The organism is Sphingomonas echinoides (assembly GCF_029623395.1).
Taxonomy (GTDB): domain Bacteria; phylum Pseudomonadota; class Alphaproteobacteria; order Sphingomonadales; family Sphingomonadaceae; genus Sphingomonas; species Sphingomonas echinoides_A.
In genome coordinates, this window is the sequence record NZ_JAPYKK010000001.1 from 249,330 (window position 1) to 265,212 (window position 15,883).

Genomic DNA, 15,883 nt, shown 5'->3' on the forward strand with positions numbered 1-15,883 from the left:
TTCATGCGTACGTTCTTGATGGCGCTCAGCGCCGCTTCGCTCGCCATCCCCGCAACCATGGCGTTCCCGACCGCGGAAGCCAGCGCGCGCGATCATCATCGCCGCTATGCGCCGCGCGTCTATGAGGGGCGCGACGGTCGCCGCTATTGCCGCCATTCGGACGGCACGACCGGCCTGCTCATCGGCGGCGTCGGCGGGGCGTTGCTCGGTAACCAGATCGCCGGTCGCGGCGACAAGACGCTCGGCACCGTCCTGGGCGGGGTTGCGGGGGCGTTCGGTGGCCGCGCGATCGACCGCGCCAGCACGGCGAGTCGTCGCTGCAACTAACAGCCGTCACATCCGCACCCTATATCCAACGCGGGCCCCAACGGGCCCGCGTTTTTATGCGCCAAGGAGAATGACGATGACCACACGCAGCGGATCGGCCAAATATGACGGCCTCGGCAAGGCCGGCAAGGGCCATGTCTCGACTCAGTCGGGCGTTCTTTCGGACACGCAATATGGCTTCAACAGCCGCTTCGAGGACGGTGCCGGCACCAACCCCGAGGAACTGATCGCAGCCGCGCACGCAAGCTGCTTTACGATGGCGCTTAGCTTTGCACTCGCGAAGGCCGGTTTCACCGACGGCAAGCTCGAGACGACCGCCAAGGTTACGCTCGACAAGGACGGCGATGGTTTCACCATCACCAAGTCCGCGCTCGACCTCAAGGCGACGGTCGACGGGATCGACCCCGCCAAGTTCGAAGAGATCGCAGCGGGCGCAAAGGCGAATTGCCCGGTTTCCAAAGTGCTGAATGCCGAGATTACATTAACCCATTCGCTTAACGCTTAATTTTATCTGACAAGAGTGTGAACGAACGGTAGTTTTCGGTTCACGCAACTTAGCGGCGGGGGATGAGTTCTCTATCCTGATCCACGATATGGATTTGGTTCAAGGAGCTCATCCCAATGCGTAAGTTCATTCTGGCGGCGGCAATCGCAGCGAGCACGCTCACCGCGATTCCCGCAGTCGCCCAGAACAATCCCAACCGCGAATATCGCGAGGACGTCCGCGACGCCCGCCAGGAGTACCGTCGCGACATCCGCAACGCCGATTCGCGCGATGACGTTCGCGACGCCCGCCAGGATTATCGCCGCGACGTGCGTGATGCCCGGCGCGACCGCAATCGCGATCGCAATCGCGATTGGCGCCAGTATCGCAACTATGACTACAATCGCTACGAAAATGGCCAGCGCGCCTATTACGCTGACAGCTATTATCGCGATGGTCGGTATTACCAGCCACGTCGCCTGACGCGGAACGACCGTATCTATCGCGGTCGCGACAATCGCTATTACTGCCGCCGTGGTGACGGCACGACCGGCCTGATCATCGGCGGTCTCGCTGGCGGTGCGCTCGGCAACACGATCGCAGGTGGCGGTTCGCGTCTGCTCGGGACATTGATCGGCGGCGGCGCGGGTGCGTTGCTTGGCCAGTCGGTCGACCGCGGGAACGTCGTCTGCCGCTAAGGTAATCGACAGGATGAAGAGGCCCGGCGTGCAGACGCCGGGCCTTTTTCTTGTTCGGCGTTACAGCAATCCGCCGCCGAGCATCAGCCGGATCGCCGCGACGATCAGCACGAAGATATTGAAGTTCCGCCCGCTCCTGTGTCCCGACAGCATGCCGACCGCAGCGCCTACGACCGCGATCGGAATCGCAAGGTAATTGGCGAGGCCAAAAAACGGCACAAGCCCGACGAGTGCCACCGGCAGGGCTACAAGGCCGACCAGAACTGAAACGATGTTGAAGATCATACCCATGACGCGAACATGACGTCGGGGGCGAGCTTATGCAAGGTGCGGCCCCCGAGGCCACGTGGATCCACGGCGATCCGGGGGGTCGTCAACGTGCGTCGCACGACGTTTCCGCAGGCCGGGGTGACGACGGCGTCAATCCGCGCTAACGCAGCCGCAATGTATCAGCTTTTTCTCGTTATGGCGGGCGGTGCCGTGGGCACTGCGGCGCGCTATCTCGTCGGGCGTGGCGCCGTCGCCGCGTTCGGTCCGGTCTTTCCGTTCGGCACGCTTGCGGTCAACCTCATCGGCGGGTTCGCGATGGGCGTGCTCGCGGGATTGCTTGCGCGTGTCGGTGGCAACGAGAATACACGGCTGCTGCTCGGCGTCGGGGTACTCGGCGGCTTTACAACCTTCTCTTCCTTCTCGCTCGAGGTCGTGACGATGGTCGAGCGCGATGCGTGGATGACCGCGCTCGGCTATGTCCTTGCGTCGGTCCTCGGCGCGGTGCTGGCGCTGTTCGCCGGCCTCTGGCTTACCCGGATCGCAGCATGACCACGAAGACTCCCGAAAAACCCAGCAAAGCCACCAGCGACGTTCGCCAGTTCAGCGTCGGTGGCGACGATGACGGAATTAGGCTCGACCGCTGGTTCAAGCGGCATCTGCCCGACACGAGCTACACCACCGTCGCGAAATGGGCGCGCACCGGGCAGCTCCGCGTCGATGGCGCGCGCGCCAAGCCGGGCGACCATGTCGTCGCCGGCCAGGCGATCCGCGTGCCCCCGGCCGAGCCGGTCCGCGTCGACGCGCCGCAAAAGCGCGAGCGTCCGCCGCTAAGCGACGATGAGATCACCTTCGCGCGCGAAATGGTGATCCACCGCGATGCGCAGGCAATCGTGCTCAACAAGCCCCCCGGCCTCGCGACGCAGGGCGGGACCAAGACGATCGAGCATGTCGACGGCCTGCTCGATGCGTTACAGGACGACATGGAGGGCCGCCCCAAGCTGGTCCACCGGCTCGACAAGGATACGAGCGGCGCGCTGCTGATCGCTCGGACCGCGCGCGCGGCGGCGTATTTCTCCAAGTCCTTCTCGTCACGCACGGCGCGCAAGACCTATTGGGCGCTGGTCGTCGGCGTTCCGTCGATCGAGGACGGGATGATCGAACTGCCGATTGCCAAGCAGCCCGGCACCGGCGGCGAGAAGATGCATGTCGACGAGAAGGAAGGCAGCCCCGCGCGCACGCGCTACCGCGTGATCGAGATGGCCGGGACGACGACGGCGTGGCTCGAGCTGATCCCGCATACCGGACGTACCCATCAGTTGCGCGTCCATCTCGCGGCGATCGGGCATCCGATCGTCGGCGACGGCAAGTACGGCGGACAGGCCGCGTTCCTGACCGGCAATATCTCGCGCAAGATGCATCTTCACTCGCGGCGGATCCGGATCGACCATCCTGATGGCGGTGCGATCGACGTCCAGGCCGAACTGCCGACGCATTTCGCCGAAAGCCTCAAGCAGCTCGGGTTTGACGAGATGCTCGGCAACATGATGCCGCTCGAATCGCCACCGCCGCCCAGCCGCGAGGTCAAGAAGCAGCAAGCGCGCCAGCACGCCAAGACCTACCGCAAGGATCGCAAGGGCGAGCGGCGGCGGCGCGGTTCGGCGACGTGATCGTCATCCGCCTTCCTGCGCATGCGTTAGGCTGATGCATCCCGATCCGGCCTTTCGCTGGGAAGACCGCACTGCGATGCGCGCGCTGGTGACCGAACTCGGGTTTGGCGCTTTGTTCGTCGCTACGCCCGATGGGCCGCGCGTGGCGCATGTCGCGGTGGTGTGGAACGACGACGCGACGCTCGCTTTCCACGTCGCGCGGGGTAACGGGATTGCGCGGCATCTGGATGGTGCCACGGGCGTGTTCGTGGTGCAGGGGCCGGACGGCTATGTCAGCCCGGACTGGTACGGGCTCGGCCCCGACCAGGTGCCGACGTGGAATTACGTCGCGGTCGAGCTGGAAGGCCGGATCGCGCGGCTCGACCATGACGGGCTGGTCGAGCAGGTCGATCGCGTCTCGGCGCTGCAGGAGGAGCGGCTCGCGCCCAAGACGCCGTGGACTCGCGACAAGATGGATGCGGCGCTGTTCGAACGGATGACGCGCGGGATCCTCGGGTTCACGCTCACCGTCCAGGCGTGGCGGGGCACGCTCAAGCTCGGGCAAAACAAGCCGGACGCCGCGCGGTTTGCGGCGGCGGATGGCGTCGAAGCGGCGGGGCGACGCGGGATCGCGCACTGGATGCGGAACGTATGACGCCCGCACGCAACGCCCAGCCCGATCGCCAGCACGACGGGACCCCGGCCCGAGCCGCGGAACGGAGCATCGTATGACAGCCATCCCTTCTCCCGCCCGCCTCGCTTTGTTCGATTGCGACGGCACGCTGGTCGACAGTCAGGACAATATCTGTCGCTCGGTCGAGGAAGCGTTCACCGGGGCAAATCTGATCGCGCCCGATCGCGGCGCAATCCGTCGAATCGTCGGCCTCAGCCTCGTCGAGGCGATGGAGAGGCTGTTGCCCGAAGGCGACTCCGCGCTGCACCGCACATTGGCGGACGACTACAAAGCGGCGTTCTTCAAGATGCGGACCTCGGGCGCGATGAGCGCCGAACCGCTGTACGACGGCATCCTCGACGTGCTCGACCATCTTGCGGCGGACGGCTGGAAACTCGGCGTCGCGACCGGCAAATCCGACCGGGGCCTTGCGCATATCCTGGCACATCACGGGATCGCTGCGCATTTCATAACGCTCCAGACCGCCGACCGTCACCCTTCCAAACCACATCCCTCGATGATCGAGACCGCAATGGCGGATGCTGGCGCAGTGCCGGAAACGACCGTGATGATCGGCGACACCAGCTACGACATGTTGATGGCACGCGCGGCGGGGACGCGCGCTTTGGGTGTGGCGTGGGGCTATCACCCCGCCGACGAACTGACCGAGGCGGGCGCGCATGCGATAGCAGAGACGGTCGCCGCGCTTCCCCGATTGATGGAACACCGATGAATGACCCGGATACTACCGCGCGCAACCGCTATTTCGCGATGGTAGGCACACGTCTGCTGGGCGTCGCTGGCGCGCTGCTCGGGCTGGTCCTGATCGCGCGCGCCGACGCGACTGTCCCCAAGGCGATCGGTACCGCGCTGGTGATTTCCGCGCTGCTGCTGATCGCGATCGTCCCGCGCGCGCTGGCACGGCGCTGGCGGACCCCGCCGCAGCCATGAAGCGCTTTTGGAAACACGTCGCGGTCGATGCCGAGCGCGGGATCCGGCTCGACGAGCGCCCGCTGCGGACGCCGGGGCGCGTGCCGCTCGTGCTGCCGACCGCGGCGCTGGCGGAGGCGGTTGCCGACGAATGGCGTGCGGTGGAGGATGGCCAGGAGATCGACCCGCGCGCGATGCCGCTGACCGGGCTCGGCAATGCCGCGATCGACCGGGTTGGCGCGGACCCGGCGCTGTTTGCGGCGGGTCTCGCGCATTATGGCGAGAGCGATCTGCTCTGTTACCGCGCAGATTCGCCCGAGGATCTGGTCGCGCGGCAGGCGGCGGCGTGGGACCCGCTGCTCGACTGGGCACGGGCGCGCTACGATGTGCATATCGAGGTCGCGACCGGAATCCTTCACCGCGCGCAGCCTGCTGTGACGCTCGCGCGGCTGGCGGATGCGATTGCGGCGCGCGATGCGTTCACGCTGGCGGCGCTGTCGCCGGTGGTGACGATCGGCGGCTCGCTGATCGCTGCGCTCGCTTTGGTCGAGCGTGCGGCAACGGCGGAACAGGTGTGGGACGCGGTGACGCTCGACGAAGAGTATCAGGCGGAACGCTGGGGCCGCGACCCGCTCGCCGAGGCGGGCATTGCCGCACGGCGGCGTGATTTCGGCGGCGGCGTGCGGATGCTGGAGTTGCTGGGGGACTGATTTCTAGGCATAGGCCTCGCCCCAACCGCTCCTTACTTCTCGGGCAACCGCCGGATGAATCCGATCATCCCGCGCTGGCGCGACCGCTTCAGCCGTTCTGCGGTCAAAATCGTCTGGACGCACTCGTAACAGTCGTCGAGATCGTCGTTGACCAGCACGTAATCATAGCCATCCCAGTGACTCACTTCGGCGAGCGCGCGATCCATGCGGCGGTCGATGACCTCCTGCGAATCGGTCGCGCGCTTCTCGAGCCGGTCGCGGAGCGTCTTCAACCCCGGCGGCAGGATGAAAACACGCACCACGTCGCCGCCCGCAAGCTGGAACAATTGCTGCGCACCCTGCCAGTCGATGTCGAACAGAATGTCCTGCCCGTGCTCCAAATCCTTGAAGACGGTGTCCCGCGGCGTGCCGTAGCGTTCGTCGAACACACGCGCCCATTCGAGGAACTGGTCGTCCTCCGCCATGTGACGGAAGGTTTCCTTGTCGACGAAATGATAATCGCGTCCCTCGACTTCGCCCTTTCGCATCGGGCGGGTCGTGTAGGACACCGACATCTTGAGCTTGTTACGCTCTTCCTTGAGCAGGCGATTGGCGATCGTCGATTTGCCCGCGCCAGAAGGCGAGGACAGGACGAACATCAATCCGCGGCGTTTGAAGCTTTTGGGCTGCGAAGAGCGATGGTCGGGCATGCCCGCTAGTGGCGCGCACGCCGGAAGGCGTCAACCCATCCGGCGCTCAGCGGCGTACGGGTTCGTCCGTGCCAAACACTTCGTCCTTGAGCTTCCCGATGCCGCGCAGGACGAACCAGCCGGTCGCGAAGGTTAGCGCGAGTGGGATCACCGCGGTGATCACCTTTGCCGCGATCGCGCCGCCGATCGCGCCGTCGAGGTTGCTGTCTTCGCCGTCGGAACCGTCGATTGCCGCGCCGATGGCTGCGCCGATAAGGGTCGTTACGCTCATGATGATCTCCTGTGTCGGGAGCGGTAGCGTTCGGGCGCGGCGTTGGTTCCGTCTGCGTCAGACCATGGTTTCGGGCCGCACCAGCCGGTCGAACGTCGCATCGTCCACCAATCCGAGCGCATGCCCCGCCTCGCGCAGCGTCAGCCCCTCGTGGTGCGCATACTTGGCGATCTTGGCGGCTTTATCGTAACCGATCTCGGGGGCGAGCGCGGTGACGAGCATCAGCGAGCGATCGACCAGCTCGGCGATTCGCGTCTCGTCGGGTTCGATCCCCTCGACGCAGCGTGTCGCGAAGCTCTCCATCGCGACCGCGAGCAGATCAATCGAGCGGAGCAGCGCCGCGCCGAGCATCGGCTTGAACACATTGAGTTCGAGATGCCCCTGCAAGCCCCCGATCGTGATCGCCTGATGATTGCCGATCACTTGCGCCGCAACCATCGTCAGCATCTCGCACTGGGTCGGATTGACCTTTCCCGGCATGATCGAGCTGCCCGGTTCGTTCTCGGGCAGATGCAGTTCGCCCAGCCCCGAACGCGGGCCCGAGCCTAAAAGGCGAATATCGTTGGCGATCTTGGTGAGCGCGACCGCCAGCGTGTTGAGTGTCCCCGACAGCTGGACGATCGGATCGTTCGACGCGAGCGCCTCGAACGCATTCTCCGCCGGATGGAACGGCAGGCCAGTGATCTCGGCGATCACCAGACAGACGTCGCGCGCAAAGCCAGTGGGTGCATTGAGCCCGGTGCCGACTGCGGTCCCGCCCTGCGCGAGGCGGTTGGTGCCATGCGTCACCGCCGGGTCGATCCGGCGGCGGCAGCGATACAATTGGTTGGCGTAGCCCGAGAATTCCTGCCCGAGCGTCACCGGCGTCGCATCCTGCAGATGCGTCCGCCCGATCTTGACGATGTCGCTCCACGCGCGTGCCTTGGCGTCGAGTGCGGCGTGCAGCCGGTCGAGCGCGGGGAACAGCCGCTGCGTCACGCCGATCGACGCCGCAATGTGGAGCGCGGTCGGGAAGCTGTCGTTCGACGACTGGCTCTTGTTGACGTGATCATTGGGGTGGACCGGCGTCTTGCCGCCGCGCGTGCCGGTCAGCTGCTCGTTGGCGCGACCGGCGATCACCTCGTTGACGTTCATGTTGGTCTGCGTGCCCGACCCGGTCTGCCAGATGACCAACGGGAACTGGTCATCGAGCGAACCCGCGGCGACTTCGGCGGCGGCCGACTCGATCTGTTCGGCAATGTCCTCGGGCAGGCCGTGCGCGCGGTTCACCCGCGCGGCGGCCTGTTTCACGATCGCCAGCGCGTGGACGATCGCGATCGGCATCCGCTCGGTCGCCGGGAAGGGAAAGTTTTCGATCGAGCGCTGCGTCTGCGCGCCCCAATAGGCGCTTGCCGGGACCTCTACGGGGCCGAGCGAATCGGTTTCGGTACGGGTGTCGGTCATCGCCAGTCTCCACTGCCCCCGCGCCCGTCAGCGGGGACCGGAGGGTTTATTTCTTGCGCTTAAAATCGACCGCGACGACGTTCGATCCATCCTCGATCGGAGTCGCGGTGGGGCCGTCATTCTCGGCTTCGTCGTGCGGCTCGGGGCCCTCGGGACCTTCCGCCGCCTGGAACCGAAGTTCGAAATTGACCGCAGGATCGCTGAACCCGGTGATCGCCGAATAGGGAATGACCAGTTTCGACGGAACCTGGTTGAAGCTCAGCCCGACCGAGAACTTGGTGTCATCGACGAGCAGATCCCAATAGCGGTTCTGCATGACGATCGTCATCTCGTCGGGAAAACGCTCCATCAACCGAGTCGGGATGTCCACGCCGGGGGCCTGGGTCTTGAAGGTGATGTAGAAATGGTGCTCCCCCGGCAATCCGCCGCTTTCGGCAACCGAGCCGAGCACGCGGCCGACGACTGCGCGCAGTGCCTCCTGCACGATATCGTCGTAGGGAATCAGGCTATCGGGAAGACCATCGCTCATGCGCCCTTGGGTAGCGCCCTTTGGTCCCCGGTCAAGATTGCACGGGTGCAAAGAAGCGTTATGGGAAGGCCATGCGCACCGCCACCATCAGCCGCCGTACCAGCGAAACCTCGATCGACGTCACCGTCAACCTCGACGGGACCGGTCGTTACACCGTTTCGACCGGGGTCGGCTTCTTTGACCACATGCTCGAGCAACTCTCGCGCCACTCGCTGATCGATATGGATATCAAGACGGTGGGCGATCTGCATATCGACCAGCATCATACGGTCGAGGACACGGGGCTCGCGATCGGCGAGGCGGTGCTCAAAGCGCTGGGCGAGAAGCGCGGCATCCGCCGCTATGCCGATGCGCTGTCGCCGATGGACGAGACGCTGACGCGCGTGGCGATCGATATTTCTGGCCGCCCGTATCTGGTGTGGAAGACCGAATTCTCGCAAGTGCGGCTGGGGGAGATGGACACCGAAATGTTCGAGCATTTCTTCCACTCTTTCGCGCAGACTGCCGGCGTTACGCTGCACATCGAGACGCTTTATGGCAGCAACAACCACCATATTGCAGAGGCCGCGTTCAAGGGGGTTGCGCGGGCGCTTCGCGAAGCGGTCGAGATTGACCCGCGCAAGGCCGATGCGATCCCGAGCACCAAGGGGACGCTCTGACATGGCCGCTTCGTTTCGCGCCGATGGCCCGCTTTGCCTGATCCTGCTCGACTACGGCGCTTCGATCGAAGCGGTCGATGCGCAGTTGAAGCACCATGTTGCCTGGCTCGAAAAGGGGTTCGCCGAGGGTGTGTTCCTCATCGCCGGGCGACAGGATCCGCGCACCGGCGGCGTGATCGTCGCGCGCGGGCGCAAGGCCGAGGCGGAAGCGCTCGCCGCGACCGACCCGTTCGTAACCAGCGGCGTCGCGACCGCGCGCGTCATTCAGTTCAACGCGAGCTTCGCGCTGCCCGAGATTGCGGCGCTGCTGGCATGACACTCGCGCTGATCGACTATGGCGCGGGCAACCTCCATTCGGTCGCCAACGCGCTGAAGGCGGCTGGCTGCACCGACATGCTGATCACCGCCGATGCCGACGCCGTGATGAACGCGGACCGGATCGTCCTTCCCGGCGTCGGCGCGTTCGCCGCCTGCGCATCGGCGTTGCGCGCGGTGCCGGGGATGGTCGAGGCGCTCGAGCAGCGCGTCCAGCGGGAGGCGGTGCCGTTCCTCGGGATCTGCGTCGGGATGCAGTTGATGGCGGAAACCGGCGAGGAACACGGCACCCACGCTGGGCTTGGCTGGGTCCGCGGGACGGTGCGCCACCTGACCCCCGACGATGCGTCCGCCAAGGTGCCGCACATGGGCTGGAACGACGTGGTGCCCAGCCGCGATCATCCGCTGATCGTGCCCGGCGAAGCGTATTTCCTGCATTCCTACGCGTTCGAAGGCGCGGACGTAATCGCCGGGACGAATCATGCCGGACCGGTCACCGCGGCGATCGGGCGGGACAATCTGCTCGGCGTCCAGTTCCATCCCGAAAAGAGCCAGCGTTATGGGCTCGATCTTCTCACCCGTTTCTTGAGCTGGATGCCATGAGCCTTATCGTTTTCCCCGCGATCGACCTCAAGGGCGGCCAGGTCGTCCGCCTTGCCGAGGGCGATATGGACCGTGCGACCGTCTATGGCGATGATCCCGCCGCGCAGGCGATGCTGTTCGCCGAGGCTGGCGCGGAGCATCTGCACGTGGTCGATCTCGACGGCGCGTTCGCGGGGGAATCGGTCAATGGCGATGCGGTGCGCGCGATCGTTTCGCAATTTCCGGGGCATGTGCAGCTCGGCGGCGGGATTCGCGACCGTAGGGGGATCGAACGCTGGTTCGATCTCGGCGTGTCGCGCGTCGTGATCGGCACCGCGGCGCTCGAGAATCCGGATCTGGTGCGGGAGGCCGCGCGCGATTTTCCGGGAGGGATCGTCGTTGCGGTCGATGCGCGCGACGGGTTCGTCGCGACCAAGGGGTGGGCGGATGTCTCGACGGTCGAGGTGATCGACATGGCGCGGCGGTTCGAAGATGCGGGCGTGGCGGCACTGCTGTTCACCGACGTTGGTCGGGATGGGATGCTCAAGGGCTGCAACGTGGATGCGACGGTCGATCTGGCGCGGAGCGTGCGGATCCCGGTGATCGCCAGCGGCGGGGTCAAGGGGATTGCCGAGATCCATGTGCTGGCGCTGCATAACCGCGATGGGGTCGAGGGCGTGATTACCGGGCGGGCGCTGTATGACGGGCGGCTGGATCTGGCGGCGGCGCTTGCCGTGGCGAAGGCGGCGTGAGCGGGCTCTATCGGGCGGATACCCCTCCCCTGAAGGGGAGGGGCCAGGGGTGGGGCTGGGTCTCACCGAGAGGTCGGCTTGCTGGACTCCCCCACCCCAACCCCTCCCCTGAAGGGGAGGGGCTTTTGAAGGTGATCGGGCGCAACACACGCATTCCCTTCCCCTTCAGGGGAGGGGCTAGGGGTGGGGCCGTGTCTCATAGAGAGTCCGGCTTGCCGGATGCGCGAACCCCTCTCCGGAAGACAAAGGGCTTTCGATGACCGTCCGTGCACGCGTCATTCCCTGTCTCGATGTCGCCAACGGGCGCGTCGTCAAGGGCGTCAACTTCGTTGAACTGCGCGATGCGGGCGATCCCGTCGAGCAAGCCCGCGCCTATGATGCGGCGGGGGCGGACGAGCTCTGCTTCCTCGACATCACCGCAAGTCATGAAGCGCGCGGAACGATCCTCGACGTGGTGTGCCGCACCGCCGAAGTGTGCTTCATGCCGCTGACCGTCGGCGGCGGCGTCGGCTCGGTCGCGGATGCGCGCGCCTTGCTGCTGGCAGGCGCGGACAAGGTCGCGGTCAACAGCGCCGCGGTCGCGCGGCCCGAGTTGGTCGGCGACATGGCGGACCGCTTTGGTAGCCAGTGCGTCGTCGCTTCGGTCGATGCGCGGCGGGTCGAGGGCGGCTGGGAAGTCTTCACCCACGGCGGCCGGCGCGCCACCGGGATCGACGCGATCGCGCACGCGCTGCGGCTGGCCGAGCTCGGCGCGGGCGAATTGCTCGTCACCTCGATGGACCGTGACGGGACGCGCGGCGGGTATGATCTGGAGCTGATTCGCACGATTGCCGATCAGGTCCGCGTGCCGGTCGTCGCGAGCGGCGGCGTCGGCGGGCTGGACGATCTGGTCGCGGGGATTGTCGACGGTCACGCCAGCGCAGTGCTGGCGGCGTCGATCTTCCACTTCGGCGAATCGAGCATCGCGGACGCGCATGCTGCGCTGGCGGCGGCGGGGATTCCCGTGCGGCGGCCGGTGGCGTGAGGTTTGCTGATCGCAAAATCTTCCTGATTGGGGCATTTGGGGCAACCCAGGCTTTCGCTGCCCCGCACAGCGGCGTGGCCACCCCGCGCACTGGCCCCGCACTCTCCGACATCGCCTTGTTCGTCGTCGCGGCGATCGGCGTGTTCCTCGTCCGCCGGGCGCTGCGCAAACGCCTCCTGAAGCGACCACCCAAGGATTGACGCGCGCGCCGGGTTGGGCCAGCCCCGACCGCATGGCCGACGACATTCTCGATACGCTCGCCGCGACGATCCTTGCCCGCAAGGATGCCGACCCCGCGACCTCCTACACCGCCAAGCTGTTCGGCAAAGGCCGCAGGAAGATCGCGCAGAAGGTCGGCGAGGAAGCGGTCGAGACCGTGATCGCCGCGCTGACCGAGGACAAGGCCGCATTGGTCGGCGAAGCGACCGACCTCGTCTTCCATCTGCTCGTCCTGCTGGCGGATTGCGACGTGACGCTCGACGACGTCCGCGCCGAGATCGCGCGGCGCGAAGGCGTGTCGGGGATCGACGAGAAGGCCGCGCGCAAACCGGATTGAGAGGAAGCCCCATGCCCGTCGACGCCACCCTGCCCTATGACGACCAGAATATCTTCGCCAAGATCCTGCGCGGCGAGATCCCGGCCAAGCGGCTGTATGAAGACGATTTCGCGATCGCCTTCCCCGACATCAACCCGCAATCGCCGACGCATATCCTGGTGATCCCGAAGGGGGCCTATGTGTCATGGGACGATTTCAGCGCGCGTGGCTCGGACGCGGAGATCAGCGGGTTCGTCCGCGCGGTCGGCACGGTTGCGCGCGACGCGGGGCTGGTCGTGCCGGGGTATCGGCTGCTCGCCAATGCAGGCACGGATTCGATGCAGGAAGTCCCGCATCTCCACGTGCATATCTTCGCAGGGCGCGCGCTCGGGCCGCTGCTCGCGCGCTAAGGGTCTTGCGCGAGGGTAATTTGCGGCTAGGCTCGCGCACAATCATTGCGCGGCGACAGACCGCGCACATCCCCAGGGGAAGTCACCGCATGCTATTTGGGCGTATCAAGTCTCTCGACGCCATTCTTGCGACAGCCGAAAAGAAATCGCTGCACCGCTCGCTCGGGTGGTTCCAGCTGACCCTGTTCGGGATCGGCTGCGTCATCGGCACCGGCATCTTCGTGCTGACCGCCGCCGGCGCGCAGAAAGCCGGCCCCGGCCTGATGCTCGCCTTCGCGATCGCCGGTGCGATCTGCATCGTCGCCGCGCTGTGTTATGCCGAAATCGCCGCGATGATCCCGGTTGCCGGGTCGGCCTACACCTATACCTATGCTTCGATGGGCGAATTTCTCGCCTGGACGGTCGGCTGGGCGCTGATCCTGGAATATGCGGTTGCCGCCAGCGCGGTCGCGGTCGGCTGGTCGGGCTATTTCTCGGGCACGATCCTGCAACATACGTTCGGGATCCACTTGCCCCCCTACCTTGCAGCGGGGCCGCTCGCGCTTGGTGGCGCGCCGGGCGGGTTCATCAACCTGCCCGCCGTCGCAATCGCGCTGCTCGTCACCTGGTTGCTCGTGATCGGCACGAGCGAGAGCGCCAAGGTCAATGCGGTGCTGGTGATGATCAAGATCGCCGCGCTGCTGGTGTTCATGTTCCTCACCGTGCCGCGGATCGACCCGGCGCAGTTCAACCCGTTCCTGCCCGCGGGCCTGTTCGGCGGGTTCGGCACGGGCGTCGGCGCAGTCGGTGCGGCGGCGACGATCTTCTTCGCGTACGTCGGGTTCGATTCGGTCTCGACCGCGGCCGAAGAAACCAAGAACCCACAACGCAACGTGCCGATCGGGCTGATCGGCAGCCTGTTGTTCTGCACGATCTTCTACATCATCGTCGCGGCGGGCGCGATCGGCACGGTCGGCGGACAGCCGATCATGGGCCCGAACGGGATCCCCTTCCCCACCGGGTCGGAAGAGCTGGCGCGGCAGTGCACCCTGCCCGCGTATCGGGACGCGCTGGTCTGCTCGAACGAGGCGCTCGCGCACGTGTTGCGCCAGATCGGTTTCAGCCAGGTCGGCAACATGCTCGGCTATGCCGCCTTCATCGCGCTGCCGTCGGTCATCCTGGTGCTGCTGTTCGGCCAGACCCGCATCTTCTTCGTGATGAGCCGCGACGGGCTGCTGCCCGCCGCGTGGAGCAAGGTCCATCCGAAGTGGAAGACCCCGCATATCGTGACGATGATCACGGGCTGCGCGGTCGCGCTGGCGGCGGCGTTCCTGCCGGTGGGGCAGCTGGCCGATTATGCCAATGCCGGGACGCTCTACGCGTTCATGATGGTGGCGATCGCGCTGCTCGTGCTGCGCAAGGTCCAGCCCGACCGCAAGCGCAGCTTCCGCACGCCGTTCGCCTGGGTCGTCGCACCGCTGACGATCGTCGGTTGCCTGTTCCTGTTCTTCAACCTGCCGCTGGTCGCAATGCTGGTGTTGCCGGGCTGGGGGCTGATCGGGTTGCTGATCTACTTCCTCTACAGCCGCCAGCGCAGCCATGTCGGGCGCGGGCTGGACGATCCGGAGGAAGCCGAGCTGGCGGGGATGCCGCCACCGCGGTGATTTTTGGCAGGTTGCCGATACGAAAAAGGCCGGGGAGCGATCCCCGGCCTTTTTCGCTGTCTATAGCCCCTCCCCTTCAGGGGAGGGGTTGGGGGTGGGGGAGTCCAGCAGAACCAAGCTCTCTGCGAGACACAGCCCCACCCCAACCCCTCCCCTGAAGGGGAGGGGCTTAAGCGGAGTGTTATGCCAGCTTCGATTCCACCAGCGCCTTGAGGTCGACCTGGGCGCGCGCGCCATAGTGCGAGATGATTTCCGCCGCGCAGACCGCTCCCATCTTGAGCGATGCCGCGACGTCCTTGCCCTGCGCCTGACCGCGCAGGAAACCCGCCGCGAACAGGTCGCCCGCGCCGGTCGTGTCGACGACGCGCTCGATCGGCTCGGCGGGGACGTGGACGGTCTCGCCGCCCGTCACCGCGATCGCACCGTGTTCGCTGCGCGTGACCACCAGCATCGGCACTTCCGCCGCCGCCGCCGCGACGGCCGCGTCGAAATCAGACGTCTCCATCAGCGCGGTAATCTCGGCTTCGTTGGCGAACATGATGTCGATCAGGCCATCCGCCATCAACTGGCGGAAGTCGCCGCCGTGGCGCGAGATGCAGAACGTGTCGCTGAGCGTGAACGCGACCTTGCGTCCGGCTGCCCGCGCGATGTCGATCGCGGCGCGCATCGCCTGGCGCGGTTCCTCGGGATCCCACAGATACCCCTCGAGATACAGGATCGCCGCATTGGCGATGAGGTCGCGGTCGAGCGCCGCCTCTGGCAGGAACTGCGACGCGCCGAGGAAGGTGTTCATCGTGCGCTGGCCGTCCGGCGTCACGAAGATCAGGCAGCGCGCGGTCGTCGGGTCGCCCTCGCGCGCCGCCGTCGTGAAATCGATCCCGACCGCGCGAATGTCATGTGCGAAGATGTCGCCCAGTTCGTCGTTCGCGACCTGGCCGATGAAGCCGCACTTGCCGCCCATCGCCGCGATCCCGGCGACCGTATTGGCCGCCGAGCCACCGCTCGCCTCGATCCCCGGGCCCATCTTCGCATAAAGCGCGTCGGCTTCCTCGGGCGAGAACATCAGCTGCATCGAGCCCTTGGTCATCGCTGCGGACGCGAGAAAGGCATCGTCGGACTGCGACAGCACGTCGACGATGGCATTGCCGATCGCGACGACATCATAGGTTGGCTCGGTCACGGGGAAATCTCCGGTTCAAAAATTCAGTTGCTGCGCCGTACCGGGGGGGTGCGCCCGGCGCAACCGGGACGCTGTCTTGCGTGCCGCACAGAAGAATTCCGGTCTGCCCGCAA

Annotated in this window: 24 protein-coding genes; 18 read left to right on the forward strand and 6 right to left on the reverse strand. The window is 66.0% G+C overall.

The genetic code is table 11. The annotated features are described in order from the left end of the window. Positions 1–3: 3 nt before the first annotated feature. The 3 genes from QBJ92_RS01005 (at position 4) to QBJ92_RS01015 (ending at position 1,509) form a co-directional block, all read left to right on the forward strand. Entirely contained in the window at positions 4–327 is a 324-nt protein-coding gene (locus QBJ92_RS01005) for a glycine zipper 2TM domain-containing protein (protein ID WP_277967801.1), read from the forward strand. A gap of 76 nt (positions 328–403) precedes the next feature. Further along, entirely contained in the window at positions 404–832 is a 429-nt protein-coding gene (locus QBJ92_RS01010; protein WP_277967802.1) for an OsmC family protein, read from the forward strand. 116 nt (positions 833–948) lie between these two features. Then, entirely contained in the window at positions 949–1,509 is a 561-nt protein-coding gene (locus QBJ92_RS01015) for a glycine zipper 2TM domain-containing protein (protein WP_277967803.1), read from the forward strand. 60 nt (positions 1,510–1,569) lie between these two features. Here QBJ92_RS01015 and QBJ92_RS01020 read toward each other — a convergent pair whose 3' ends face one another. Then, complete coding sequence (locus tag QBJ92_RS01020) at positions 1,570–1,794, reverse strand: hypothetical protein (protein ID WP_277967804.1); 225 nt, start codon at positions 1,792–1,794, stop codon at positions 1,570–1,572. 159 nt (positions 1,795–1,953) lie between these two features. Here QBJ92_RS01020 and crcB point away from each other — a divergent pair, with 159 nt between their 5' ends. The 6 genes from crcB to QBJ92_RS01050 all read left to right on the forward strand — a co-directional run bounded on the left by crcB (position 1,954) and on the right by QBJ92_RS01050 (position 5,738). Next, positions 1,954–2,328 carry a fluoride efflux transporter CrcB gene (crcB, locus tag QBJ92_RS01025; RefSeq protein ID WP_277967963.1) on the forward strand — a complete coding sequence of 125 codons (375 nt, stop codon included), beginning with the start codon at positions 1,954–1,956 and terminating at the stop codon, positions 2,326–2,328. Further along, positions 2,325–3,446 (forward strand): RluA family pseudouridine synthase, encoded by a 1,122-nt coding sequence (locus QBJ92_RS01030; RefSeq protein ID WP_277967805.1) that lies wholly within the window; start codon positions 2,325–2,327, stop codon positions 3,444–3,446. Before crcB ends, QBJ92_RS01030 begins: the two co-directional genes overlap by 4 nt. A 34-nt stretch (positions 3,447–3,480) precedes the next feature. After that, positions 3,481–4,080: an FMN-binding negative transcriptional regulator gene (locus tag QBJ92_RS01035; RefSeq protein ID WP_277967806.1), complete on the forward strand. Its 600-nt coding sequence runs from the start codon at positions 3,481–3,483 to the stop codon at positions 4,078–4,080. Positions 4,081–4,153: 73 nt separating this feature from the next. Beyond that, a complete protein-coding gene (locus QBJ92_RS01040; RefSeq protein WP_277967807.1) occupies positions 4,154–4,831 on the forward strand; it encodes an HAD-IA family hydrolase in 678 nt (225 codons plus the stop codon). Beyond that, positions 4,828–5,049: a hypothetical protein gene (locus tag QBJ92_RS01045; protein WP_277967808.1), complete on the forward strand. Its 222-nt coding sequence runs from the start codon at positions 4,828–4,830 to the stop codon at positions 5,047–5,049. The genes QBJ92_RS01040 and QBJ92_RS01045 overlap by 4 nt, the downstream gene beginning before the upstream one ends. Next, entirely contained in the window at positions 5,046–5,738 is a 693-nt protein-coding gene (locus tag QBJ92_RS01050; protein ID WP_277967809.1) for an ATP12 family chaperone protein, read from the forward strand. The genes QBJ92_RS01045 and QBJ92_RS01050 overlap by 4 nt, the downstream gene beginning before the upstream one ends. A gap of 32 nt (positions 5,739–5,770) precedes the next feature. On the opposite strand, the gene gmk is transcribed toward QBJ92_RS01050, so the two are convergent. The 4 genes from gmk to QBJ92_RS01070 are packed head-to-tail and all read right to left on the reverse strand — an operon-like array spanning position 5,771 to position 8,670. Next, positions 5,771–6,427: a guanylate kinase gene (gene gmk, locus QBJ92_RS01055; RefSeq protein WP_277967810.1), complete on the reverse strand. Its 657-nt coding sequence runs from the start codon at positions 6,425–6,427 to the stop codon at positions 5,771–5,773. Positions 6,428–6,473: 46 nt separating this feature from the next. After that, the gene (locus QBJ92_RS01060; protein ID WP_277967811.1) at positions 6,474–6,698 is read right to left on the reverse strand and encodes a hypothetical protein; all 225 of its coding nucleotides are present in this window, start codon (positions 6,696–6,698) and stop codon (positions 6,474–6,476) included. A gap of 57 nt (positions 6,699–6,755) precedes the next feature. Continuing rightward, entirely contained in the window at positions 6,756–8,141 is a 1,386-nt protein-coding gene (gene fumC / locus QBJ92_RS01065) for a class II fumarate hydratase (RefSeq protein ID WP_277967812.1), read from the reverse strand. A 46-nt stretch (positions 8,142–8,187) separates the two neighbouring features. After that, positions 8,188–8,670 carry an SspB family protein gene (locus QBJ92_RS01070; RefSeq protein WP_277967813.1) on the reverse strand — a complete coding sequence of 161 codons (483 nt, stop codon included), beginning with the start codon at positions 8,668–8,670 and terminating at the stop codon, positions 8,188–8,190. A 71-nt stretch (positions 8,671–8,741) separates the two neighbouring features. Here QBJ92_RS01070 and hisB point away from each other — a divergent pair, with 71 nt between their 5' ends. The 9 genes from hisB to QBJ92_RS01115 all read left to right on the forward strand — a co-directional run bounded on the left by hisB (position 8,742) and on the right by QBJ92_RS01115 (position 14,590). Further along, entirely contained in the window at positions 8,742–9,329 is a 588-nt protein-coding gene (hisB, locus tag QBJ92_RS01075) for an imidazoleglycerol-phosphate dehydratase HisB (RefSeq protein ID WP_277967814.1), read from the forward strand. Position 9,330: 1 nt separating this feature from the next. Next, complete coding sequence (locus tag QBJ92_RS01080) at positions 9,331–9,645, forward strand: YciI family protein (protein WP_277967815.1); 315 nt, start codon at positions 9,331–9,333, stop codon at positions 9,643–9,645. Next, positions 9,642–10,247 carry an imidazole glycerol phosphate synthase subunit HisH gene (hisH, locus tag QBJ92_RS01085; RefSeq protein ID WP_277967816.1) on the forward strand — a complete coding sequence of 202 codons (606 nt, stop codon included), beginning with the start codon at positions 9,642–9,644 and terminating at the stop codon, positions 10,245–10,247. The genes QBJ92_RS01080 and hisH overlap by 4 nt, the downstream gene beginning before the upstream one ends. Then, positions 10,244–10,978: a 1-(5-phosphoribosyl)-5-[(5-phosphoribosylamino)methylideneamino]imidazole-4-carboxamide isomerase gene (gene hisA / locus QBJ92_RS01090; protein WP_277967817.1), complete on the forward strand. Its 735-nt coding sequence runs from the start codon at positions 10,244–10,246 to the stop codon at positions 10,976–10,978. The genes hisH and hisA overlap by 4 nt, the downstream gene beginning before the upstream one ends. Positions 10,979–11,234: 256 nt before the next feature. Beyond that, positions 11,235–12,002 carry an imidazole glycerol phosphate synthase subunit HisF gene (hisF, locus tag QBJ92_RS01095; RefSeq protein WP_277967818.1) on the forward strand — a complete coding sequence of 256 codons (768 nt, stop codon included), beginning with the start codon at positions 11,235–11,237 and terminating at the stop codon, positions 12,000–12,002. 74 nt (positions 12,003–12,076) lie between these two features. Then, positions 12,077–12,202, forward strand: coding sequence for a hypothetical protein (locus tag QBJ92_RS01100; RefSeq protein ID WP_277967819.1), 126 nt, complete (start codon positions 12,077–12,079; stop codon positions 12,200–12,202). Between the two features lie 32 nt (positions 12,203–12,234). After that, on the forward strand, positions 12,235–12,558 hold the full coding sequence (locus QBJ92_RS01105; RefSeq protein WP_277967820.1) for a phosphoribosyl-ATP diphosphatase: 324 nt from the start codon (positions 12,235–12,237) through the stop codon (positions 12,556–12,558). Between the two features lie 11 nt (positions 12,559–12,569). Next, positions 12,570–12,947 (forward strand): HIT domain-containing protein, encoded by a 378-nt coding sequence (locus QBJ92_RS01110; RefSeq protein WP_277967821.1) that lies wholly within the window; start codon positions 12,570–12,572, stop codon positions 12,945–12,947. An 89-nt stretch (positions 12,948–13,036) separates the two neighbouring features. Then, positions 13,037–14,590 (forward strand): amino acid permease, encoded by a 1,554-nt coding sequence (locus QBJ92_RS01115; RefSeq protein WP_277967822.1) that lies wholly within the window; start codon positions 13,037–13,039, stop codon positions 14,588–14,590. Between the two features lie 181 nt (positions 14,591–14,771). Here the strand turns inward: QBJ92_RS01115 and QBJ92_RS01120 are convergent, their stop codons facing one another. After that, complete coding sequence (locus QBJ92_RS01120; RefSeq protein WP_277967823.1) at positions 14,772–15,770, reverse strand: adenosine kinase; 999 nt, start codon at positions 15,768–15,770, stop codon at positions 14,772–14,774. Positions 15,771–15,883 lie beyond the last annotated feature (113 nt).